Genomic DNA, 22840 nt, shown 5'->3' with positions numbered 1-22840 from the left:
GCCTCCGCCGTACCGTTACGGCACCCCCCGCACCGCCCGTCACGTCGTCTGCTGCTGCGTTCCCGCCGTGACCTCACGCACCCAGGGCGTCCCGGCGTCCACCCGGCTGCTCTTCTGCACGTCCCAGGAGCCGTAGCGCGGGTTGAGGTCGATGCGGAGTTCACCGGACGCCTGGGACAGGGCCTTCCAGAAGGCGGGCCTGCTGGTGTCGGTGCCCAGCTTCGCGGCGAGCTTCTGGGCCTCCAGCTGGAGGCGGAGGTTGTCGTCCAGGCGCTTGGGCGCGATCCCGTACTTCTGCAGCCACGCGGTCTGCAGTCCCTTGGCGCCGCCGGCCTGCTGCTCCAGGCCGGCGCGCATCTGCAGGACCTCCTTGCGGGTGACCGTGATCCCCGCGTCCTGCGCGGCGCGGTGCAGCACCCGGTCCAGGACCATGTTGTGCAGGGTGTCGCGGGTGAGGCTGCCGGTGGAGGCGACGACCTGCTGGTACTGGGTCTCGTCCGGCACCGCGGCCCGCTGCGCCGCGCGCACCTCGTCGACCCGGCTCTCCAGCTGGGCGACCGTGATCCGCTGCCCTCCCACGACGGCCGCCGCACCCGGGTGCGCTTCGTTTCCGCAGGCGGTGAGGAGGGGGGCCGCGGCGGCGATCGCGGCGGAGAGGAGGAGCGCGGTGCGACGGCGGCGGTGCAAGGAAACCTCCAAGGGAGATTGTGCGACGGTGCACAAAGTCTTGCGGTGATCGATGGTAGGCAGTCGGCAGCCTGCGGCCAACCCATTCGACCAACGATTCACGCGCGCTTCGGGCACCGTCGGGCCGCCCCGCTCCGGTCAGCCGGTGATGGCCACCGGGGCGTCCCACGCGTCACGGTCGACGGTGAGCGTGACGCCGCCGTGCGACTCCTTGCTGTTGACCATGTACTGGTGTGCCCGGCTGTGGCCGGTGAACTGGGTGGAGCCCCACGGCCAGTCCGTGGTGGTGGTGTTGTTCTTGTCCCACAGCGCGTACCAGAGGTTGCCCGGCAGGTCCGTCTTGTCGGTGGCGGTGGCGACGGCCTTGGCGCTGGAGCTGCTGAAGCCGTAGTAGCCCGCGCGGTACGTCTTGGCGTGCAGCCCCTTGTCGAAGGCGCGCACGTACGTCAGCACGGCGTCGTTGCACGACTTGTTCGTGATGTCGTACGCCTCCATGTCCAGGTAGATCGCGCTGCCCGCCTTCATGCCGAGGGCGGAGGCCTTGGCCACGGCGTCGGCGGCGTCCGTCGCGCCGAGGGAGGCCGCGGTGGAGGCGGTCAGCTTCTCCGGGTTGGAGCCGGACTGGCAGGGCGGCTGGGCGCCGACGTAGATCGGGATCAGCTTCCAGCCGAGGCCCGTGACGTACTTGACCCAGGACGCGGTGAGGTTGGGCTGGCCGCAACCGCGGTTCTTGCCGCCCACGTAGACCGCGGCGGCGCCGTAGAAGCCGGTGTGCCAAGCCTTCATCGTGGACTGGGAGGGCGCGGTGCAGGTGTCGAAGGCACGGCCGGTGAACGTCTTCTGCGCGGGCCAGGTGGTGGCGGCCATGGAGGTCTGCGCCGCGATGCCGGCGCCGGCGACGACGGCCGCCCCGGCCACCGCCCACGTGACGTACCTGCGCTTCTTCGACTGCCGATGGCCGGACATGAAACCCCACCCCTGCTCGTGCGTGCCGTGGCGAAAACGAAGCGCAACCTATCCGGCGCCGTTCCTGCCTTCGGGAAACCCAACCCCGTGAAGATCACAAGAATCCCCCAGGGAACAGCAAAATCTAGCCGCGCACCTGCCCCAGCCACTGCAGGGTGCGGCGGATCTCCGCGGCCAGCGGGTGGCCGGGACCGTGGAAGCGCTCCACGTCCATCAGCAGCCGCGCGAGCGTGTCGTGGGCGGCGGGGCGGTCGCCGAGGGCGAGCAGCAGGTGGCCGATGCGGCGCCGGACGTCGTGGGCGAGCTGCGGGTCGCCGGAGACGTACTGGTTCTCGTAGTACGGCAGCAGCGCCCGGTACTCGGCGAGTGCCGCCGCCGGTTCCCCGAGCTGCTCCAGGCACTGGGCGGCCTCGTAGCGGAAGCGCAGGGACTGCGGGTCGGCCTGGCCCGCCTCGGCGGCGCGCTCGTCGGCGAGGCGGCGCAGTTCGGGCAGCGCGCGCCGGTACTGGCCGTCGTCCATGAGGGTGGCCGCGTACTGCTTGCGCAGGGTGCGCACCACCGGGGAGTGCTCGCCGTGCTGTTCGGCCGCGGCGGGCAGGATCGCCCCGAGTATGTCCACGGCCTGGGTGATACGCCCCTCCCCGAGGAGCCGCTTGACCTCGTCCACGGCGGCGGCGACGTCGGGCTTCTCGGTCACCGCCGGCGCGGGCGCGACGGGGGCGGGCTGGGGCGCGGGCGTCCGGGCGCGGTCCGGCCAGGGGGCGTGCGGGCGGAGGAAGGGGCGCGTGGGGTCCAGTGGCGCCCCGGTCGGCATCCCGCGCGCGGGCAGAAGCAGCGCGAGGTGCTCGTACACCTCCTGCGCCGAGGCCGGCCGGTGCTGCGGGTCCTTGGCGAGCAGGCGCAGCACGAGCGCCTCGAGCGCCTCGGGTACCTCGGGCCGGATGCGGCGCACGGGCAGCGGCGGCTCGTACAGGTGCCGGTGCAGCACGCCGAGCGCCGTGGAACCGGCGAACGGCACGTCCCCGCTGAGCAGTTCGTGCAGCAGCACGCCGAGCGCGTACAGATCGGTGTACGGGCCGACCGCGCCGCCCATCGCCTGCTCGGGCGCCATGTAGGCGGGCGAGCCGATCGGTGAGCCGGTGTGGGTCAGCCGCGTGGTGTCGGTGTCCATCACGGAGGCGACGCCCAGGTCGAGGACGGTGACCGTGCCGTCCTGCTTGACCATCACGTTCCGCGGCTTGAGGTCGCGGTGCACGATCGGTACGGCGTGCACGGCGCTCAGCACGGCGCACAGCTGCGCGGCCACCGCGACCGCCCACTGCCACGGGTACGGGTCGTGTTCGGCGAGGTGGTCGGAGAGGTCGGCGCCGTCGACGTACTGCATGACGAGGAACAACTCCTCGCCCTCGCTGCCCGCGTCGTGCACCGTGACCAGGCCCGGATGGTCGACCTGAGCGGTCACCCGGCACTCGCGCACGAAGCGGCGGCGCAACTCGTCCGCCTCCTGCCCGGCCACCTTGTCGGGGCGCAGCAGCTTCACGGCCACGCGCCGGTCGAGCCGCTGGTCGTACGCCGTCCAGACCTGGCCCATGCCGCCCTGGCCGATGAGGGTGGACAGTTCGTAGCGGCCGGCGACGACACGTCCTGTCGCCACGGTCACCGTCCGCCCTCGTGGCCGGCGTCCTGACGGCCGTCATGGGGGCCGTCGTGCTTGCGCAGGTAGTCGCTCAGCTCGTCCAGCTCGGCGCGCACCTGGTCGATCCGGGCGGGCGCCGGGCGCCGGGGCGGCGGGGGCTGCGGTACGGGCGTGTGCGCCACCGGGGGCGTGACGGGCGGGGGCGTGGCGGGCGGGGACTGCACGGGCGCGGGGTTCTGCGGCACGGTCGTCGCGGTGAACGGTGACTGAGGCCGCGGATATCCGTACCCGGACACCGTCGGGCCGCCCCCGTACGCCTGCCGGAGCCCCTGGAAGTGCCGGCTGTCCGCCACGAGGTAGTACACGACCGCGACGGCCAGGGTGCCGAGGAGCAGGGCCAGGCCCAGGTAGCCGCCCGGGGTGTGGATCTCGTCGCCGGGCTCGCTGCCCAGCAGCACGATGCTGAGGATGTCGGCCGCCAGCACCGCCACGAACAGGCCCCAGTCCAGGGACTTGCGCGTCACGACGGCCAGCCGCAGCAGGATCACCCAGGTCAGGAAGCCGATGCTGAAGACTCCGACCGCGACGAACAGCACGCGCAGGAAGACGAGCCACGCGGGGTGCGGCGGCTGCTTCACCGGCTGGGCGTAGCCGTGGCCCTGCATGCTTGCTCCTGATGCCTGAAATGGGCGTAGGTGTCCGCCCGGTGTGCTCCGCCGGGCCGACAACACCACTCGTGCGATGGTCGCTTCGAGCATATGGCCCGACACGGACAACCGGTCCAGGTTGTACCGAACCGTTGTCCGGGCGCTCCGGTCAATCAGGCGCGACGGTGCCGTCCGTGAGCCCGTCGTACATCCCGCGCACGAGTTGCTCCCCCAGCCGGCTCGCACGGCGCAGTGCCCGCTCGAACTCGTCGAGTGCGCGGAACCGCGCGCCGTAGCGCAGCTGTTCGTCGAGCGGGAGCCGGGGCAGTTGGAGGCGGCGCACGTCCAGGCGGGCGGCCGTGGACGCGTAGCTGCTGGCCTGGCGGTGGTTGGCCGTGCCGCGCAGGAAGCCGGCGAGGAACCAGGGATCGAGCGCCGAGGGGTCGGGGCGCAGCAGCACGAGGTTGCGCCCCAGGGCGGCGCCCCCGGTCGCGTCGTCGATCACGCGCGCCACCGAACCGCCGCCGAGCACCGGGAGGACGACGTCGCCCGGCTCGGTCAGCACGGCCTCCTCGTCGCTCTCCGGAAGCGTCCCGGACGGTGCCGTTCCGGCGAGCACGTCATGGTCGGTGAGCGCGGGCACGCGCGCGTGGCCGCCGTTTCCGCCGGTACGCAGCACCAGCGCGCCCCCGCGCGCGAGTTCGCCGACGGTGGTGAGCGGCCAGCGGGCGGGCGGCACCGGGTCGGCGGGCGGCGGGGTGAGGTCGGCGGTCAGCCGCAGGGTCGCGCCGAGGCGCTCGCGCACCGCCACGAGCTGTTCCACGCCGTCGGCCACGGCCGGGGGCGGCAGATGGCGGGCGGGCGCGAGGTCCACGTCGTCGTCGAGCAGTTCGATGACCGGCACGGAACGCGCCAGCCCCGGGCGCTCCTCCAGCCGCCCCGCGCGTTCGAAGGCACGCCAGGTGCCCAGGGCCGCCTCGCGCACCGCCTGCCAGTCCGGGCCGCCGCGCGCCTCGCCCGCGAACCGCCCGGTGTCGGCGAGCAGCACCTCGGGCGCCGCGGGCGTCCGGTCGGGCCTGCGCAGCACCCAGAGGTGCAGCGGGATGTTGTACGGCGGCGCCGCCCCGACCGGCAGCGCGACCACGGCCCGCAGCGCTCCCCGGCGCAGCAGGTCGGCGCGGATCCGGCGGCCGGAACGCCGGGAGGCGGCGGCCGGCGGCATGAGCAGGACGGCGGTGCCGCCGTCGGCGAGCCGCGCCAGCGCGTGCTGTACCCAGGCCAGCTCGGACTCGGTGCGCGCGGGGAAGCCGTACTCCCAGCGGGGGTCGTAGGCGAGTTCGTCGTGGCCCCAGTTGCGCTCGTTGAACGGCGGGTGGCACAGGACGGCGTCGGCGCGCAGCTGCGGGTGGGCGTCGCCGCGCAGGGTGTCGCCGACGGCTGCGCGCACGGTGGCCCGGGACTGCAGGGCGAGGCGCAGCGCGGTCAGCGCGGCGAGGTCGGCTGCGCTGTCCTGGGCGTACAGCTCCTGGTCGGGGCGGGTGTCCACGGCGCGCAGCAGGGCGCCGGTGCCGCAGGCCGGGTCGAGGAGGGTGCGGGCCGGGCCTGCGAGGTCGGCCATCAGACGGGCCAGTTCGGCCGGGGTGAGCGTGTACTGCCGCGGGTTGGCGTCCAGGTGCCGGCCCAGCAGGAACTCGAAGGTCTGCCGCGCCCCCATGTCGGCTGCCAGCTCGGCGGCGCCGCGCAGGAGGGGGGCGGAGGGGAGGAGCTGGGGGCCGGTCGGGGTGTGGACCGCCGGCGCGGCGGAGACGGACTCGGCGGCGGGGGGCGGGCTGTGCACGGCGGATGGGCTGTGCACGGCGGATGGGCTGTGCACGGCGGATGGGCTGTGCACAGCGGGTGGGGTGTTCACGGCCCCGGGCGTCTGGGCGTGGGGCTGGGTGTGAGCCGCCTGCTCGGTGTTCACGGGCAGCGCGGCGTTCACAGCTCCCGCGGCCTGGGGGTGGGCCGGATGGTGATCCGCCGTACCGCTGTTCACAGAGAGCGGGCTGTTCACAGCCGATGAGACGTGTCCGGCTCGGGCGGTGTGAACAGCGCGGCCGGGCGCGGCGCCGAAGCGCGGGGTGAGCACCTGCTCCAGCGCACCGGGCAGCATCGCGGCCAGCCGCTCGTCGGAGCCGGCGCTCACGTCGAGCCAGACGGTGGGGCGCTCGTGGATGAGCAGCAGGACGCAGCCCGCGTGCACCAGGGCGGTGACCGGCCCCTCGGGATGCCCGGCGAGCTGCTGCCAGACGCGTTCGCGCAGCGGGACCTCGGCGAGCTTGCCCTGCTTGCGCAGCCACGCCTCGACCGCGACGAGCGCGAAGGACGGACTGGTCTCGGTGCCCCCGACCGGTTTGGGGAAATCGGCGTGCCGGCGGCGCCAGTTGCTGACCGCGGCACGGCCCACTCCGGCGAGCCGCGCGATACCGGCCGCGGTCACCTCTGTCGCGTTGTCCTGCACCGGCCCCGCTCCCCTCGTCCCGTGTGTGCGCCGAGCATACCGGCGTACACAAGATCCCTGCATTCACGCTCGTGTACACACTAGAAGATGTGAATCGTGTTGACTCGGTTCACAGGCTCTGGTCTTATTGACCCAGCGAACGAGCGGTCAGCCGGAGGGGGCGGCCGCCGTATCGGAGGGGGTCCGTCATGGGCATGAAGGGCAAGATCGCGCTGAGCGCCGTCGTAGGGGTCGTCGTCATCGGGGTCGTATCGGCGAACGCCGGCAGCGACAGCAAGGAGGGCGGTTCCGGCGGCAGCGGCAAGGACTCCGCGGCCTCCGCCGCGCACCGGCCCGGCGCGAAGAAGGGCACGGGGGGCGCCAAGGCGGCCGAGAAGAAGAAGGCCGCCTTCGACGGGGACGGCGACTTCCAGGTCGGCTCCGACGTCAAGCCCGGCACCTACCGCACCACCGGCAACACCGACGACATGTGCTACTGGGAGCGCGCCAAGGACGCCTCGGGCGAGACGGACTCGATCCTCGCCAACGACAACGTCACCGGCACGAGTTACGTGACCGTCAAGGCCGGCGACAAGCTGTTCAAGTCGACCGGCTGCCACGACTGGGAGGCCGTCGGCCCGAAGGCGAAGGGCACGCCCGCCTCCTCGGCGGACGGCGACGGGGGGATGTTCAAGGTCGGCACGGACATCGCCCCTGGCACCTACAGGTCGGCCGGGAACAAGGACGACTCCTGCTACTGGGAGCGCGCCAAGGACGCCGAGCACGGGCTCGACTCGATCATCGCCAACGACAACGCGTCCGGCACGGCCGTGGTCACCATCCGCTCCACGGACGCCTACTTCAAGACGACCGGCTGCGGCGACTGGAAGAAGACGGGCTGACCCGACGGGTCACCCGGCGCGGGGCACGGCACATCACGCCACGTGATTCGCCGCGCCACGCACTCACCGCGCCGCATCACTCACTTCACCGCATCACTCACCTCACCGCTCACTCCGCTTCTCACCCCACTTCTCACTCCACTTCTCGCAGCAAGGAACTCCCATGCGCCGTACCGCAATCGCCGCTCTCTGTCTCGCCGCCGCGGCCACCGCGGGGCTCACCGGCTGTCTGCCGGGGCAGGACAAGGCGGACAGCAAGCCGAAGGGCCCGTTCGCCGGCCTGAGCGGCGGGCGGATCGCCGACCGCGCGATGAAGGCCACCACTGGGGCCTCGTCGCTGCGGATGAAGGGCGATGTCGCCGACGACCAGAGCAAGGGCACCATCAGCATCGACATGGCCCTGAACAAGCGGGGCGAGTGCGCCGGCACGATGAGCATGGGCGGCCAGGGCAAGGCCGACCTGGTCAAGACCGGGGACACCGTCTACATGAAGTACGACGAGGCGTTCCTGCGCGCCCAGAGCGAGGGCGAGTCGAAGGCGGACACCGACGCGGCCGTCTCGATGCTGGCCGGCAAGTGGACCAAGATGGCGGTGAAGGGCCAGGACGCCAAGGACATCGCGGGCTTCTGCGATCTGGACTCCGTCCTCGGCGGGGCGGGTGACGTCAGCTCGGACGCCACTCGCGGGAAGACCACCACCATCGACGGCAAGCCGGCGATCGTCCTGCACGAGAAGGACGGCAAGGACCGCTACACGCTGTACGTGGCGACCGAGGGCAAGCCGTATCTGCTGCGCGTCGACAGCTCCTCCGGCGCGAAGGAGCCGGTGCACCTGGCCTTCGCCGACTACGAGAAGCCGGTCCCGGCGCAGAAGCCCTCCGGGAAGGTCATCGACCTGGACGCCCTGGGCGGCTGAGCCGGGCGGGGGCCCGGCGCGCGGGTCAGAGCGGGTGGCGCATCCAGACGTTGGGCTCGACGTAGACGCCGTACCCGCGCTCCGGTTCGCAGCGGACCGGGATCAGCGCGCCGGGCACCTCGACGTCCCCCGGGCTGTCGAAGGGCAGCCCGGTCCAGCGGCGCCACTCCTCCAGTGAGGCGCCCACGGTCATGGAGGCCGGCGCGACGGAGTCGATGGTGGCTCCGGCGCGGGCGTGGACGCGAAGCCACGGGTCCTGCGGGAGGCCGTCGGGGCGGATCCTGTGGGCGTACTCGCCCACAGGGGTGTGCGGTTCGCGGTGCTTGGCGCTGGGACGGACGGGGGCCACGACCTCGCGAGAGCCGTGGACGCGGGCGTTGTCCCGCATCGCCGAGAGCATGACGGCGGACAGGCCGTGTCCCTGGGCGTGCGGGGCGACGACGACGGAGATCGCGCTGACCGTGTCGGGGGGGTGCCGTGGCGCAGGTCGGCGAAGGCCCACAGCAGGATCTGGTCCCAGCCGCGGGCGGGCAGGGCGCCCCGGCCCTCGGCGGCGAGGGAGCAGGGCACGCTGAAGGCGTGGGCGACGATCTCGCCCCGCTCGTCCTCGGCGAACAGCGCGTACTGCGGCAGTTCGGTGGGGATGCGGCCGTAGTGGGCGGTGCCCACGGGGTCGTTGGTCACGAACTCGGGCCATGCGTCGGCCATCGCGAGCACCGCCGGCAGCCGGTCGGGCCGCTCGGCGAGGCTGTTAACACGCACGTCCATGCCGGCCACCGTATGCGGTGCGCGGCCGGCCCGGAGAACCGATTGTCCGGCCGCCGAGCGCGGGGGCGGCTCAGTGTGCCCGGAAGCGCTCCGGGGCGTTGGTCGGGTTGCCGCCCGTGGGGAGTTTCTGGTCCGGGCAGGTGGCGAGGACCTTCTTCATCGCGGCCTTCTCGGCGGCGGTGACCCACAGGCCGTACTTCTTCTTCACGGCCACCTGGGCGGCCACATAGGTGCAGCGGTAGGACTTGTTGGGCGGGACCCAGGTGGCGGTGTCCCCGTCGCCCTTGCCGCGGTTGGTGCTCGCGTCGACCGCGATGAGGTTGAGGGGGTCGTTGGCCAGGGCTATGCGCTTACTGGGTTCCCAGTACTTGGCGCCCTTCTGCCAGGCGTCCGAGAGGGCGACGACGTGGTCGATGTCGACCTGGCTGCGGCCGCGCCGATAGGTGATGTCCTTGCCGGAGTAGGGGTCGGGTTCCAGCCGGCCGTAGGAGACCTTGCAGGTGCCGCCGGTGAACTTCACCTCCTTCAGGTCGCGCTTGAGTATGTCGTCGCGGGTGTCGCAGGAGTTGGAGTCGGTGTCGGCCCAGGCGGTGCCGAAGCGGGCGCGGGAGTAACCGGTCTTCGGGGCACGCCCCTTGGCGGTCAGTGAGTCGGCCGCGGCGACGGCCGCTCCGCCGCGCCCGGTCTCCTGCGGACCGGAGGATCCCGTGATCCCCTCGTTCTTGCAGCCGGCCACGGCGACCGTCATGACGACCACCGCGGTGACCGCCCCGCCCCTCAGACGCGTCACGGTGCGTCCCCCTCGCTCGCCCTGGTCCGCCCTGATGTGGCGGGCGGATCGTTCCTGCCCCCACGGTAACGGGCGTACGGCTGCAGCCGGATGGGCCCCAAAGGGGTGATCCGGGGCAATCCGGGACCGACTTGGGGCATGGGGCGGCGTGCCGGCGGAGCCCACGGGCCGTGCCCGTGCGCCCGCTCACGCCTTGCCGATGCCCAGGGTGGACTCGGAGGACAGCAGCCCGGAGAGACAGGACCGCGAACCAGTAGTCGCGGAGGAGGCCGGCGAGGCGGTGGGTGGCGACGCGGCCGAGCACCCGCCAGGGGCCGGCGGCCAGGCGGTCGGTGTCCTCCTCCGCGGCGCGGGGCAGGGCCCGCCTCCGTGGCAGTACCGTCCGGCTCGACCAGGACCCGGGCGGCCGGACGGACCCGGGCGGCCGGTCACTGCTCACCGCTCCAGCCGCGGACGTGCCCCTCACCCGGTCCGGCCCTCACGTGCGACCGCCCAGAACCCGACACGGGCAGGACTGCCCGGCCCGGCCCGCTCGGCGCTTGGTTCGGCGAGCGGGGCCCGATCCTCTACGACCCCAGGATCGAGGCGAGGAACTCGCCCACCCAGCCCAGCAGTTCGCGGCCGACGAGCGGCTTGCCGCCGACCTTCGCGGTCTTCGGGCGCGGGACCAGGACCTGGTGCACGGCCGGCTTGATGACCGTGCCCGGGTACAGGCGCTTGACCCGCAGCTCCTGCGACTCGCGCAACTCCACCGGCGCGAACCGGATGTTGGTGCCCTGCAGGACGATCTCGCCGACGCCGCACGCTCGCGCGAGCATCCGCAGGCCGGCCACCAGCAGCAGGTTCTCCACCGGTTCGGGCAGCTTGCCGTAGCGGTCGGTGAGTTCCTCGCGGACGGCCTTGATGTCCTGCTCGGAGTTGGCGGAGGCGATGGCCCGGTAGGCCTGCAGACGCAGCCGCTCGCCGGGGGCGTAGTCGTGCGGGACGTGCGCGTCGACGGGCAGCTCGATCTTGACCTCGAGCGGTGCCTCCTCCTCGACCTCCCCTGTCTCCAGCTGGCGCCGGTAGTCGGCGACCGCCTCGCCGACCATGCGGACGTACAGGTCGAAGCCGACACCCGCGATGTGCCCGGACTGCTCGCCGCCGAGCAGGTTTCCGGCGCCGCGGATCTCCAGGTCCTTCATCGCCACGTACATGCCCGCGCCCATCTCGGTGTGCTGGGCGATGGTGGCCAGCCGCTCGTGCGCGGTCTCGGTGAGCGGCTTCTCCGGCGGGTAGAGGAAGTAGGCGTAGCCCCGCTCGCGGCCCCGGCCGACGCGGCCGCGCAGCTGGTGCAGCTGGGAGAGGCCGAAGTTGTCGCCGCGCTCCACGATCAGCGTGTTGGCGTTGGAGATGTCGATGCCGGACTCGACGATCGTGGTGGAGACGAGCACGTCGAACTTCTTCTCCCAGAAGTCGACGACCACCTGCTCCAGCGTCGACTCGGACATCTGGCCGTGTGCCGTGGCGATGCGCGCCTCGGGGACGATCTCGCGCAGTCGCGCCGCCGCGCGGTCGATGGACTCGACGCGGTTGTGGATGTAGAAGACCTGGCCCTCGCGCAGCAGTTCGCGGCGGATGGCCGCGCCGATCTGCTTCTCCTCGTACGGCCCGACGAAGGTGAGCACCGGGTGCCGCTCCTCGGGCGGGGTGGTGATGGTGGACATCTCGCGGATGCCGGTGACCGCCATCTCCAGGGTGCGCGGGATCGGGGTGGCGGACATGGTCAGGACGTCGACGTTGGCGCGGAGCTTCTTCAGCTGCTCCTTGTGCTCGACGCCGAAGCGCTGCTCCTCGTCGACGACGACCAGTCCGAGGTCCTTGAACTTGGTCTCGGAGGAGAACAGGCGATGGGTGCCGATGACGATGTCCACCGCGCCGTCCTTCAGGCCCTCGAGGACGGCCTTGGCCTCGGTGTCGGTCTGGAAGCGGGACAGCGCCTTCACGCTCACCGGGAACTGCCCGTACCGCTCGGAGAACGTGCCGAAGTGCTGCTGCACCAGCAGGGTCGTGGGCACGAGGACCGCGACCTGCTTGCCGTCCTGTACGGCCTTGAAGGCGGCGCGGACCGCGATCTCGGTCTTGCCGTAGCCGACGTCGCCGCAGATCAGGCGGTCCATGGGGACCGACTTCTCCATGTCCTCCTTGACCTCGGCGATGGTGGTGAGCTGGTCGGGGGTCTCCGCGTACGGGAAGGCGTCCTCCAGCTCGCGCTGCCAGGGCGTGTCGGAGCCGAAGGCGTGGCCGGGTGCGGCCATGCGGGCGCTGTAGAGCTTGATCAGGTCGGCGGCGATCTCCTTGACCGCCTTCTTGGCGCGTGCCTTGGTCTTCGTCCAGTCCGCGCCGCCCAGGCGGTGCAGGGTGGGGGCCTCGCCGCCGACGTACTTGGTGATCTGCTCCAGCTGGTCGGTGGGGATGTAGAGGCGGTCGCCGGGCTGGCCGCGCTTGGCGGGGGCGTACTCCACGACCAGGTACTCGCGGGTGGCGCCCTGCACGGTGCGCTGCACCATCTCGATGTAGCGGCCGACGCCGTGCTGCTCGTGCACGATGTAGTCGCCCTGCTCCAGGGTGAGCGGGTCGATGGTCTTGCGGCGGCGGGCCGGCATCCGGGTGCCGTCGCGGCCGGCGGCCTTCTGGCCGGACAGGTCGGTCTCGGTGAGGACGGCGAGTCTGAGCGCCGGGTCCACGAAGCCGTAGTCGATGCAGCCGCAGGAGACGTGCACCACGGAGGGGCTGAGCTCGCCGAGGTCGGCGTCCAGGCGGGCCGCGATGCCCTCGCCGCCGAGCACCTCCACCGTGCGGGCGGCCGGGCCGTGGCCCTCGGTGACGAAGACCGTGCGCCAGCCGTCGGCGAGCCAGCCCTTGGTGTCGGCGAGTGCCTTGGCGGTGTCGCCGCGGTACGTCTCGGGCGCGTGCATGCCGAGCTTGAGGGTGTCGCCGTCGAGGGAGTCGAGTTCGAGGTCCGCCGCGAACGGCGACACCGACCACCACATCATGTCCAGCTCGCGCGCGCGGTCGCGGACGTCGGCGATGGACCACAGGGAGGCGGCGCCGACGTCGATCGGGGCCTCGCCGCCGCCCGCGGTGGCCGCCCAGGAGGCCTGCAGGAACTCCTGGCTCGTGGCGACCAGGTCGGCGGCACGGGTGCGGACCCGCTCCGGGTCGCACACCACGGCCATGGCGCCCTTGGGCAGGACGTCGAGGAGCAGCTCCATGTCGTCGACGAGGACGGGGGCGAGGGACTCCATGCCCTCGACCGCGATGCCCTCGGCGATCTTGTTCAGCAGTTCGCCCAGCTCCGGGTGCTCTTCGGCGAGGGCACGCGCGCGTGCGCGCACGTCGTCCGTCAGCAGCAGCTCTCGGCAGGGCGGGGCCCACACGCCGTGCTCGGCGACTTCGAGGGAGCGCTGGTCGGCGACCTTGAAGTAGCGGATCTCCTCGATGTCGTCGCCCCAGAACTCGATGCGCAGGGGGTGTTCCTCGGTGGGCGGGAACACGTCGAGGATGCCGCCGCGCACGGCGAACTCGCCGCGCTTCTCGACCAGCTCCACGCGCGCGTAGGCGGCGGCCGCGAGGGCCTCCACGACCTCGTTCAGATCGGCGGTCCGGCCGGTCCGCAGGGAGACGGGTTCCAGATCGCCGAGGCCCTTGACCTGTGGCTGCAGCACGGACCGTACGGGCGCCACGACCACGGAGACCGGGCCGGTCTCGGGGTCGTCCGGGCTGGGGTGGGCGAGGCGGCGCAGGACGGCGAGGCGGCGGCCGACGGTGTCGCTGCGGGGGCTGAGCCGCTCGTGCGGGAGGGTCTCCCAGGAGGGGTACTCCACGACGCCCTCAGAGGGCAGCAGCGAGCGCAGGGCCGCCGCCAGGTCCTCGGCCTCGCGCCCCGTCGCCGTCACCGCGAGCACCGGGCGGGCGGACTCACGGGCGAGGGCGGCCACCGCGAAGGGGCGGGCGGCCGAGGGGCCGACGAGGTCGACGTGCATGCGGTTGCCGTCCGCGGCCGCCGTGATCGCTTCCGCGAGGGCGGGGTCCTTGACTACGGCGTCGAGCAGACCGTGCAGGCTCATGGAGGAGGCTTTCCGTCCGGGTGTGGGCAACGCGAAGAGCCCGACTCGTGTGCAGGGCCGGGGGTGTCCAGCCTACGACGCTGCGCCTGCGGGTGCCGGGGCTGTGGACAACCTCCGCTTCGTGGTGCCCGGTGCCGCAGTGGACCGTCCCGGCATCCCACCATGCCCACCCGTCCCGGTCCGCTGGACAGCGAGAGCCGAAGAGACGCCGAAGAGACCGCCGGGGGACACGCCGGGGACACGCCGAAAACCCGGTGCCGGGAAGTCCCCCAAGACTCCCCGGCACCGGGATCTCCCCCGCAACCCCCGTATGCGGTGGTCGTCGGCCGTACGCCCGTGTGGTGACCGTCGGCCAAGCCCGCGCGCTAGTCCGTCGCGATCGCGTTCAGGACGTTCATCCGGCCCGCCCGGAACGCCGGGATCAGCGCCGCGAACAGGCCCACGAAGGCCGAGGCGACGAAGACGGTGATGATCGTGGGCCAGGGGATGTCCAGAACCTTCAGGCCCTCCAGGGCGAGGAGCTTCTGGGCGGTCGCGCCCCAGCCCATGCCGAGACCGAGGCCCAGCAGGGCGCCGAAGACGGCGATCACCACGGACTCCAGGCGGATCATGCGGCGCAGCTGGCGGCGGGAGAGACCGATCGCCCGCATCAGGCCGATCTCACGGGTCCGCTCGACCACGGAGAGGGCGAGGGTGTTCACCACACCGAGGACCGCGACGATGATCGCGAGCGCCAGCAGGCCGTAGATCATGTTCAGCAGCTGGCCGATCTGGTCCTTCAGCGCCTTCTTGTAGTCGGTCTGGTCGCGCACGGTGTACTGCGGGTAGTCGCGCAGCGCCGACTTCAGCGCCTTGTACGCGGACGCCTGCTGCCCGCTCTCGGCGGTGGCGAAGACCAGCTGGTCGAGCGGCATCTTGTCGGCGGGGACGTACTTCGCGAGGGTGGCGATCGAGGTGTACATGGCGCCCTGGTCGATCACCTCGTCGCTGCTGGTGATCGCGCGGACCGTCAGATGGGCCGTGGAGCCGTCCTTGAACGCGACGCCGATCTTCGAGCCGAGGTGGATGCCGTGGGCCTTGGCGAACTTCTCGTGGACGGACATCGAGTCGGGCCGGTAGGCGTCCTCGAGGTTGCCCGCGACGGTCTTCTTGCGCAGGTCGCGCGCGTACGTCGGGTCGGCCGCCGTGATGTCGGTGTCCTTGAGCGTGCGGCCGTCGGGAGTGGTGTAGTCGGCCACGGTCGACCGGTACTCGGTGACCCGCGCCAGACCCGGCGTGTCCTTGATGGCCTTGACGGCCTGCGGGTTGATGACCTGGCCGTGGTCCTCCTGGATGATGAAGTCCGTGCCGACGGTCTTGTCGAGCTGGTCGGTGGCGGAGGCCACCATCGAGGAGCCGACCACCGACAGGCAGGCCACCAGGGCCAGGCCGATCATCAGCGCGGCGCCGGTGGCGCCGGTGCGGCGCGGGTTGCGCAGCGCGTTGCGCTCGGCCATCCGTCCGACGGGGCCGAAGATCCGCAGCATGACCGCGCCGAGGACGCGGACCAGTCCGCCGGCGAGCAGCGGGCCGATGACGACGAAGCCGATCAGGGTCAGCACCACGCCGAGACCCAGCCACGCGGAGCCGCCCTTGGCCTTGTCGGCGGTGGCGGCGACGTACAGGCTCGCGACGCCGGCGCCGGTGAGGGCCAGGCCGAGCAGGGCCCGGACGATGCCGGCCTTGGCGTCGGCCGGGGCGCCCGCGTCGCGCAGGGCGGCCATCGGGGAGACCTTGCCGGCGCGCCGGGCGGGCAGGTAGGCGGCGAGGACGGTGACGACCACGCCGAGCAGCAGGCCGAGCACGGGGGTGGTCCACGCGACGGTCAGGTCGTCGGTGGACAGGTGCATCCCCATGTTGCCCATGAGCTTCATCAGGCCGACCGCGATGCCGACGCCGGCGCCGACGCCGAGGACGGACCCGATGACGCCGAGCAGCAGCGCCTCGACGAGCACGGACCGGTTGACCTGGCGGCGGGAGGAGCCGATGGCGCGCATCAGGCCGATCTCCCGGGTGCGCTGGGCGACCAGCATCGAGAAGGTGTTGATGATCAGGAAGATGCCGACCAGGAAGGCGATCCCGGCGAAGCCGAGCATCGCGTACTTCATGACGTTCAGGAAGCTCTCGACGTCCTTCTGGTTGGCATCGGCGACCTCCTTGGCGGTCTGCACCTTGTAGCCGTGGCCGAGTTCGGCGGTCACGTTCTTCTTCAGCTGTGCGTCGGTGACGCCCTTGGCGGCGGTGACGTTGACGTTGGTGTACACGCCGGTCCGGCCGACCAGGGTCTGCTGGGCGGTCCTGGTGTCCAGGTAGAAGATGGCCGCGCCGGGGTTGGTGACCTGGAAGGTGGCGATGCCGGACACGCGCGCGTGGTGCGTGCCGACGGCGGAGATCAGGCCGATGTCGTCGCCGAGCTTCAGGTGGTGCTTGTCGGCGGTGTCCGCGTCGACCATGACCTGGCCCGGGCCCTTGGGCGCAGCACCGGAGGTGATCTTCATGGTGCGGGCGTCGTTGCCGTTCCAGCTGCCGACGATGGTCGGCGCGCCGCTGCTGGGCGACAGCTTGTCCCTGTCGGCGTCGATGACGGTGACCGAGGTGGAGAACACCGTGCCCTCGGCCTTGCGCACGCCCTGCGCCTTGCGGACGTCGCCGAGCACGGAGGCCGGCATGACCGGCGGCTTGCCGGTGCGGGAGGTGGTCTCGCCGTTGTCGGAGGCGCCCTTGGCGCTGACCGTCACGTCAGAGGACGTCGCCTGGAAGAGCTTGTCGAAGGTGGTGTTCATCGTGTCGGTGAACACCAGGGTGCCGCTGACGAAGCCCACCGACAGCAGCACCGCGACGGCGGACAGCGCCATGCGGCCCTTGTGCGCGAAGAAGTTGCGCATCGAGGTCTTCAGGACGGTCATGACGTGCGCCCCCGGGCGTCGAAGTCCTTCATGCGGTCCAGGACCTGATCGGCCGTCGGCTGGTACATCTCGTCCACGATGCGGCCGTCGGCGAGGTAGAGGACGCGGTCGGCGTAGGAGGCGGCGACCGGGTCGTGGGTGACCATCACGATGGTCTGGCCGAGTTCGTCCACGGACTTCCGCAGGAAGCCGAGGACTTCGGCGCCGGCGCGCGAGTCGAGGTTTCCGGTCGGCTCGTCGCCGAAGATGATCTCCGGGCGGGCGGCGAGCGCCCGGGCCACGGCCACCCGCTGCTGCTGGCCGCCGGAGAGCTGGGTCGGCCGGTGCTTGAGGCGTCCGGCGAGGCCGACGGTCTCCACGACCCGGTCCAGCCACGCCCGGTCCGGTTTGCGGCCGGCGATGTCCATGGGCAGCGTGATGTTCTCGAGCGCGTTCAGCGTCGGCAGCAGGTTGAACGCCTGGAAGATGAACCCGATCCGGTCCCGGCGCAGTTGGGTGAGCTTCTTGTCCTTCAGGCCGGTGATCTCGGTCTCGTCCAGGTAGATCTGCCCGGACGTGACGGTGTCGAGGCCGGCGAGGCAGTGCATCAGGGTGGACTTGCCGGACCCGGAGGGGCCCATGATCGCGGTGAACTGGCCGCGGGCGATGTCCACGTCGACGTGGTCCAGGGCGACGACACGGGTCTCGCCGGACCCGTACGCCTTCACGACCTGCCGCGCCCGCGCGGCAACGGCCGTACGCCCTCCAGTGCCCCCGTGCCTGGGAATGGTCACAGCCGATGTCACGGTATGTCTCCTATGTCGGTCGACAAGTTGCGGATGCGCCCCGGTGGACCGGTGCGTCGTTCTGGGTACGTCGACGAGTCTCGCGTGCGGCGGGTGGGCCGCGCGCTGGTGTGAAGACCCCTCTTGTGCGGGGGAAAACCCCACCCCCGCCGGTTCGGTCAGCCGCCCCCCAGCGGCGTAAAGCCAGGTTAAGGACGGCACCCGGCCCCTCTCGTCCTCCGGCGGGACGAACCCTCCCCGAGCCGTAGTACGGAGGTACCCCTAGGGGTGGTCCACCGCCGGGTGGAGTCCTTGTCGGGGTCGGCTCCACCTTCCGGCCCAGCAAGGCTCCACCCTCCCGTCGCGTCAGGGTCAAGTGGGAAGCTGTCGGACGACATATAGGTGCAGGGGGCACGGGGAGGGGTTCCGGTGGGGAGTACGACACCCGCGACACGCGACGGCGCGGCCACGGGGCAGGGCACCCGCGGCAGAGGCGCGGTCGTCGCCGCGCTGATGCTCTCGATGGCGCTGGCCGCGCTCGACGCCACCATCGTCTCCACCGCCGTGCCGCAGATCGTCGGCGACCTGGGCGGGTTCTCCGTCTTCTCCTGGCTGTTCTCCGGCTATCTGCTGGCCGTCACGGTCACCCTGCCCGTCTACGGCAAGCTGTCCGACACCTTCGGCCGCAAGCCGGTCCTGGTCGCGGGCGCCGCCGTGTTCCTGCTGGGCTCGCTGTTGTGCGCGGGCGCCTGGAACATGGCCGCGCTGATCGCGTTCCGCGTCGTGCAGGGGCTGGGCGGCGGGGCGTTGCAGGGGACGGTGCAGACGCTGGCCGCCGATCTGTACCCGCTGGCGGAGCGCCCGAGGATCCAGGCCAGGCTGTCCACGGTGTGGGCGGTGTCGGCGGTCGCCGGGCCGGGTCTCGGCGGGGTGCTGGCCGCGTACGCCGACTGGCGGTGGATCTTCCTCGTCAACCTGCCGATCGGCGCCGCCGCGCTGTGGCTGATCGTCCGCCATCTCCACGAGCCCGAGCGGGAGAAGGCGCCCCACGCGCGCGTGGACTGGGCGGGCGCGCTCGCGGTGTTCGCGTGCGGCGGGGTGCTGCTGACCGCGCTGGTGCAGGGCGGGGTGGCCTGGGCGTGGCTGTCGGCGCCCTCGCTGGCGCTGTTCGGCGCCGGGCTCGCCCTGGCCGGGGTCGTGGTGTGGGTGGAACGGCGGGCGGCCGAGCCGATCATCCCTGGGTGGGTGTGGCGGCGCCGTACGATCGCGGCCGTCAACCTGGCGTTCGGTGCGCTGGGGCTGCTGATGGTGGCGCCGTCGGTGTTCCTGCCGACGTACGCGCAGTCGGTGCTCGGGCTGGGCCCCGCGGCCGCCGGACTCGTGCTGTGCGTGTGGACGCTGACCTGGTCGGCGTCCGCGGCGCTCAGCCAGCACGTGTACCGGCGCATCGGTTTCCGGGACACCGCGCTGATCGGCATCGGGCTCGGCACGCTGATCCTGCTCGCGTTCCCGTTCCTGCCGTACCCCGGGTCCTGGTGGCAGCCGATGCTGCTGATGCTGGTACTGGGCGCGGCGCTGGGACTGTTCCAGCTGCCGCTGATCATCGGGGTGCAGTCCTCGGTCGGCTGGTCGGAGCGCGGTACCACGACGGCGTCGGTGCTGTTCTGCCGGCAGACCGGGCAGACCGTGGGTGCCTCCGTGTTCGGCGCCGTCGCCAACGGGGTGCTGGCCGCCCGGCTGGGCGGGGCGGGCGACCTGGAGTCGATCACGCGCGCGCTGGACGCCGGTACGGCGCCGGAGGCGACCCGGGAGGCGATCGCCGCGGCGGTGCACGCGGTGTACGTCGGCGCCGCCTGCGCGGCGGCACTGGCGTTCGTGGTGCTGTTGGTGGTGGCGCCGCGGCGGTTCCCGATGCGGCAGGAGTGACTCCCGCTCCCGCGGGTCAACGCGGGTGACACCCGCGCTCGCAGCCGCTTCCGTGGAGGTAGTCGCATACCGACCGGCCAGTTAGGTGAAAACGCCACGCGGCCCCCGGCCCCGCGAGTAGCGTGCGTGGCTCCGCGCCCCCCACCTCCCTGCGGTCCGCCGCCACGGACCCGAGCCACGCAAGGAGCCAATGGGATGTCCTACGACCCGCCGCACCCGCCGTCGTACTTCACCTACCCCTGGCAGCCCCCGCCCCCGGAACCGCCCCGCCCACGCCGCACCCCGCCCCGCGAAGCCCTCGGACACCACAGCGACCTGCGCGTGCTGCGCAGCGCCTACCGCTGGCAGCGCCGCACCGCCACACTCACCGCGCTCGGCTATTTCACCCTGTTCCTCGTGCTGTCCGCGTTCGCGCCGCAGGTCATGACCCGGACGGTCGCCGACGGCATCCCGGCGGGCCTGCTGCTCGCCCTCCTCCAACTCCCCGTCACCTGGCTGGCGATCGCCCTGTACGAGCACACCGCGCGCCGCCATGTGGACCCGCTCGCGGACCGCATCCGCAAGGAGGCCGAACTGAACGCCCGGCGAGGAGCGGCCCGATGACCACCAGCGCCTCCCCGGTCCCGAACGGCCTCACCGGCTTCACCGGTTTCAGCGACTCGGCGCAGGCCATGTCGCTGGTGGCCTTCTCCACCGTGGCCACCCTGACCCTGCTGCTGTGCGTGATGACCGGCCCGGACCGCGACGACCTCGACGAGTTCTACACCGGCTACGGCTCCCTCTCCCCGCTGCGCAACGGCCTGGCCATCGCCGGCGACTACATCTCCGCGGCCACCGTCCTCGGCACCGGCGGGGTCATCGCCCTGTGCGGCTACGACGGGCTCGTGCTCGCCCTCAGTACGGCGCTGTCGCTGATGCTGCTGATGTTCCTGCTGGCGGAACCACTGCGCAACGCGGGCCGGTTCACCATGGGCGACGCGCTGGCCCGCAGGCTGCCGGGCCGGTGTGTGCGCATCACGGTCTGCGCGGTGACCATCGCCTCGCTGCTGCCGCTGATGCTCGTCCAACTGGCCGGCACCGGGCAGCTGATGGCGTTCATCCTGGGCTTCACCAACGAGTCGCTGAAGACCGGCTGCGTCGTCGGCCTCGGCGCACTGATGATCGCCTACGCGGCGATCGGCGGCATGAAGGGCACCGCGCTCATCCAGATCCTGAAGATCGTGATGCTGGTCGGTTCCGGCGCCGTGGTCGCCCTGCTGATCCTGCGCCGCTTCGACTGGGACCCGGGCGCGCTGTTCCACGCGGCGGCGACGCAGAGCGGGGCCGGCCCGGCCTTCCTGCGCTCCGGGCTGGAGTTCGGCACCGGCTCCCGCTCCCGGGTGGACATGATCGCCTCGGAGCTGACCGTCGTCCTCGGCGGCGCCTGTCTGCCGCACATCACCATGCGCATGTACACCGCCACCAACGCCCGCCAGGTGCGCCGCTCGATGTCCTGGGCGGTGTCGATCGTGGCCCTGTTCGTACTGGTCATCACGGTGGTCGGGTTCGGCGCCACCGCCCTGGTCGGCCGTGCGACGATCGCCGCGGCCGACCCGCAGGGCAACACCGCCTACCTGCTCGGCTCGCGGGCGGTGTTCGGCGCCGACGTCTCGACGGCGGAGACGTTCCTGTTCACCCTGGTGACGACGGCGATCTTCCTGACCCTGCTCGCCTCCGTGGCCGGGATGATCCTCGCCTGCGCCAACTCCCTGGCCCACGACGTGTTCGCGGCCCGGGTGCAGGAGATGCCGGCCCGCCGGGAGATGGCCCTGGCCCGGCTCTCCGCGCTCGCCACAGGAGTGCCGACGATCCTGCTGGCCACCCTGGTGCAGCACCACAGCCTGCAGCCGCTGGTGACCCTCTCCTTCTGCCTGGGCGCCTCCGCCCTCGCGCCCGCCCTGGTGTACGGCCTGTTCTGGCGCCGCTACACCCGAAGCGGGCTGATGTGCACGCTGATCGGGGGCTCGCTGACGGTGCTGCTGCTCATGCCGGGCACCAACCTCGTCTCCGGCTCGCCCGTCTCGGCCTTCCCGCAGGCCGACTTCAACTGGTTCCCGTTCACCACCACCGGCATCGTCTCCATCCCGGCCGGCTTCTTCTTCGGCTGGCTGGGCACGGTCGTCTCGGGCCGCCGGAAGGCGGAGCAACAGCGGCACCAGTACGAGGCGGTGGAGGGCTGGATCCTGGCGGGGGCGGTGCGCAGGGGCGGCTGAGAGGGCGCCACGGGCGCCGCCCGCGGCGGCGGCGCCCGCTAGTCCAGGGCCGCTCTGCCCGTCAGCGAGATGAGACTGTCGCGCACCGAATCCATCTGTGTCTGGACGCAGTCCCAGGTCTCGCCGTGCTCGCGCAGCACCTGTTCCGTGTCCCGCGCGATCCGCTCCTCACGCGCGCGTGCCTCGGCGACGATGCCGGCGGCACGCGCGTGTGCCTCCTCCTGGCAGCGGCGCGCGGCCTCCTCGGCCTCGACGCGCTCACGTTCGGCGGCGGACAGGGCGGCCTCCGCCAGGGCGGCCCGCTCGGCGTGACGGGCCTCGAACTCGGCCACCCGTTCGCCCTCCTCACGCTCGGCCGCGGACCACCGCTCGGCGTGCTCCCTGGACTGCTCGGCGAGCTCGTCGGTGGTGCGCTGCCGCTCCTCGCGCAGCGCCGAGAGCGCCGCACCACGCCCTTCCTTCACCTCGCGCCGGGCGCCGACGCGCAGGTCGTCGGCCTCGGCGCGCGCCGCGAGGAGGCACCGGCGGGCGTGTTCCTCGGCGTCCACGCCGAGCGCGTCCGCCGCCTCCCCCGCCGCCCGGCTCAGTTCGAGCGCGTACGCCTCGGCCCGCGCGAGCCGCTCCCGCGCTTCGCTCCGGGCGCTTTCACGGACGGCCACCGCCTCCTGCAGCACCAGTTCGTGGATGCGCCGCGCCCGTTCCCCGAGGGTCTCGTAGGTCTGCGGCTCGAGCCCCGCGACCGCCTCGCGCAGCCGCGCGGCCTCCGCCTCCATGTCCTTGGCGAGCACGGTCAGCCGCGCGGCACGCTCCCACGCGGTGTCCCGGTCCTGCCACAGCGTCACGAGGTAGGCGTCGACCTGTTCCGGGCGGTAGGCGCGCCCCCGGACAGTCACGAAACGGTGCGGCGTCATCGATGCGCTGCTCACGCTGGGAACCCCTCTCCACCGGACACACACGACAGGACGATGTGGCGCACATCTTGATGGATCGGGCGTAATCGCGCATAACGCGACACTCCGCATACATGTCACGGTCGAAATCTCCCCCACATGC

Annotated in this window: 15 protein-coding genes and 1 pseudogene; 5 read left to right on the top strand and 11 right to left on the bottom strand. The window is 72.2% G+C overall.

The window, feature by feature from the left end:
* Window positions 1–39 precede the first annotated feature (39 nt).
* From AC07CM_RS23830 to AC07CM_RS23810, 5 genes are all read right to left on the bottom strand, one after another.
* Window positions 40–687 (bottom strand): SurA N-terminal domain-containing protein, encoded by a 648-nt coding sequence (locus tag AC07CM_RS23830; protein WP_478878464.1) that lies wholly within the window; start codon window positions 685–687, stop codon window positions 40–42.
* A 138-nt stretch (window positions 688–825) separates the two neighbouring features.
* Complete coding sequence (locus tag AC07CM_RS23825) at window positions 826–1653, bottom strand: glycoside hydrolase domain-containing protein (RefSeq protein ID WP_478878463.1); 828 nt, start codon at window positions 1651–1653, stop codon at window positions 826–828.
* Window positions 1654–1777: 124 nt separating this feature from the next.
* Window positions 1778–3271: a protein kinase domain-containing protein gene (locus AC07CM_RS23820; protein WP_478878560.1), complete on the bottom strand. Its 1494-nt coding sequence runs from the start codon at window positions 3269–3271 to the stop codon at window positions 1778–1780.
* A 38-nt stretch (window positions 3272–3309) separates the two neighbouring features.
* Window positions 3310–3954 carry a hypothetical protein gene (locus AC07CM_RS23815; RefSeq protein WP_478878462.1) on the bottom strand — a complete coding sequence of 215 codons (645 nt, stop codon included), beginning with the start codon at window positions 3952–3954 and terminating at the stop codon, window positions 3310–3312.
* A gap of 151 nt (window positions 3955–4105) precedes the next feature.
* Window positions 4106–6436, bottom strand: a complete 2331-nt coding sequence (locus AC07CM_RS23810; RefSeq protein ID WP_478878461.1) for an N-6 DNA methylase — start codon at window positions 6434–6436, stop codon at window positions 4106–4108.
* A 188-nt stretch (window positions 6437–6624) separates the two neighbouring features.
* Between AC07CM_RS23810 and AC07CM_RS23805 the strand changes: the two genes are divergently transcribed.
* Window positions 6625–7317 (top strand): hypothetical protein, encoded by a 693-nt coding sequence (locus AC07CM_RS23805; RefSeq protein WP_478878460.1) that lies wholly within the window; start codon window positions 6625–6627, stop codon window positions 7315–7317.
* 163 nt (window positions 7318–7480) lie between these two features.
* Window positions 7481–8233, top strand: coding sequence for a hypothetical protein (locus AC07CM_RS23800; protein ID WP_478878459.1), 753 nt, complete (start codon window positions 7481–7483; stop codon window positions 8231–8233).
* A 25-nt stretch (window positions 8234–8258) separates the two neighbouring features.
* Here the strand turns inward: AC07CM_RS23800 and AC07CM_RS23795 are convergent.
* From AC07CM_RS23795 to AC07CM_RS23775, 5 genes and pseudogenes are all read right to left on the bottom strand, one after another.
* Window positions 8259–9001: pseudogene (locus AC07CM_RS23795) on the bottom strand (N-acetyltransferase).
* Between the two features lie 70 nt (window positions 9002–9071).
* Complete coding sequence (locus AC07CM_RS23790) at window positions 9072–9791, bottom strand: HNH endonuclease family protein (protein ID WP_478878458.1); 720 nt, start codon at window positions 9789–9791, stop codon at window positions 9072–9074.
* 566 nt (window positions 9792–10357) lie between these two features.
* A complete protein-coding gene (mfd, locus tag AC07CM_RS23785; RefSeq protein WP_478878457.1) occupies window positions 10358–13900 on the bottom strand; it encodes a transcription-repair coupling factor in 3543 nt (1180 codons plus the stop codon).
* Between the two features lie 365 nt (window positions 13901–14265).
* On the bottom strand, window positions 14266–16845 hold the full coding sequence (locus tag AC07CM_RS23780; protein ID WP_478878456.1) for an ABC transporter permease: 2580 nt from the start codon (window positions 16843–16845) through the stop codon (window positions 14266–14268).
* Window positions 16842–17630 carry an ABC transporter ATP-binding protein gene (locus AC07CM_RS23775; RefSeq protein WP_478878455.1) on the bottom strand — a complete coding sequence of 263 codons (789 nt, stop codon included), beginning with the start codon at window positions 17628–17630 and terminating at the stop codon, window positions 16842–16844. Before AC07CM_RS23775 ends, AC07CM_RS23780 begins: the two co-directional genes overlap by 4 nt.
* A gap of 408 nt (window positions 17631–18038) precedes the next feature.
* Between AC07CM_RS23775 and AC07CM_RS23770 the strand changes: the two genes are divergently transcribed.
* The 3 genes from AC07CM_RS23770 to AC07CM_RS23760 all read left to right on the top strand — a co-directional run bounded on the left by AC07CM_RS23770 (window position 18039) and on the right by AC07CM_RS23760 (window position 21787).
* Window positions 18039–19535 carry an MFS transporter gene (locus AC07CM_RS23770; RefSeq protein WP_478878454.1) on the top strand — a complete coding sequence of 499 codons (1497 nt, stop codon included), beginning with the start codon at window positions 18039–18041 and terminating at the stop codon, window positions 19533–19535.
* Between the two features lie 195 nt (window positions 19536–19730).
* Window positions 19731–20138, top strand: a complete 408-nt coding sequence (locus AC07CM_RS23765) for a DUF485 domain-containing protein (RefSeq protein WP_478878453.1) — start codon at window positions 19731–19733, stop codon at window positions 20136–20138.
* Window positions 20135–21787 (top strand): sodium/solute symporter, encoded by a 1653-nt coding sequence (locus AC07CM_RS23760; RefSeq protein ID WP_478878452.1) that lies wholly within the window; start codon window positions 20135–20137, stop codon window positions 21785–21787. The genes AC07CM_RS23765 and AC07CM_RS23760 overlap by 4 nt, the downstream gene beginning before the upstream one ends.
* A gap of 38 nt (window positions 21788–21825) precedes the next feature.
* Here AC07CM_RS23760 and AC07CM_RS23755 read toward each other — a convergent pair whose 3' ends face one another.
* The gene (locus AC07CM_RS23755) at window positions 21826–22713 is read right to left on the bottom strand and encodes a cellulose-binding protein (RefSeq protein WP_478878451.1); all 888 of its coding nucleotides are present in this window, start codon (window positions 22711–22713) and stop codon (window positions 21826–21828) included.
* Between the last annotated feature and the right edge of the window lie 127 nt (window positions 22714–22840).

Source organism: Streptomyces sp. NPDC044061 (assembly GCF_056434305.1).
This window is presented reverse-complemented; position numbering and strand designations above follow the sequence as displayed.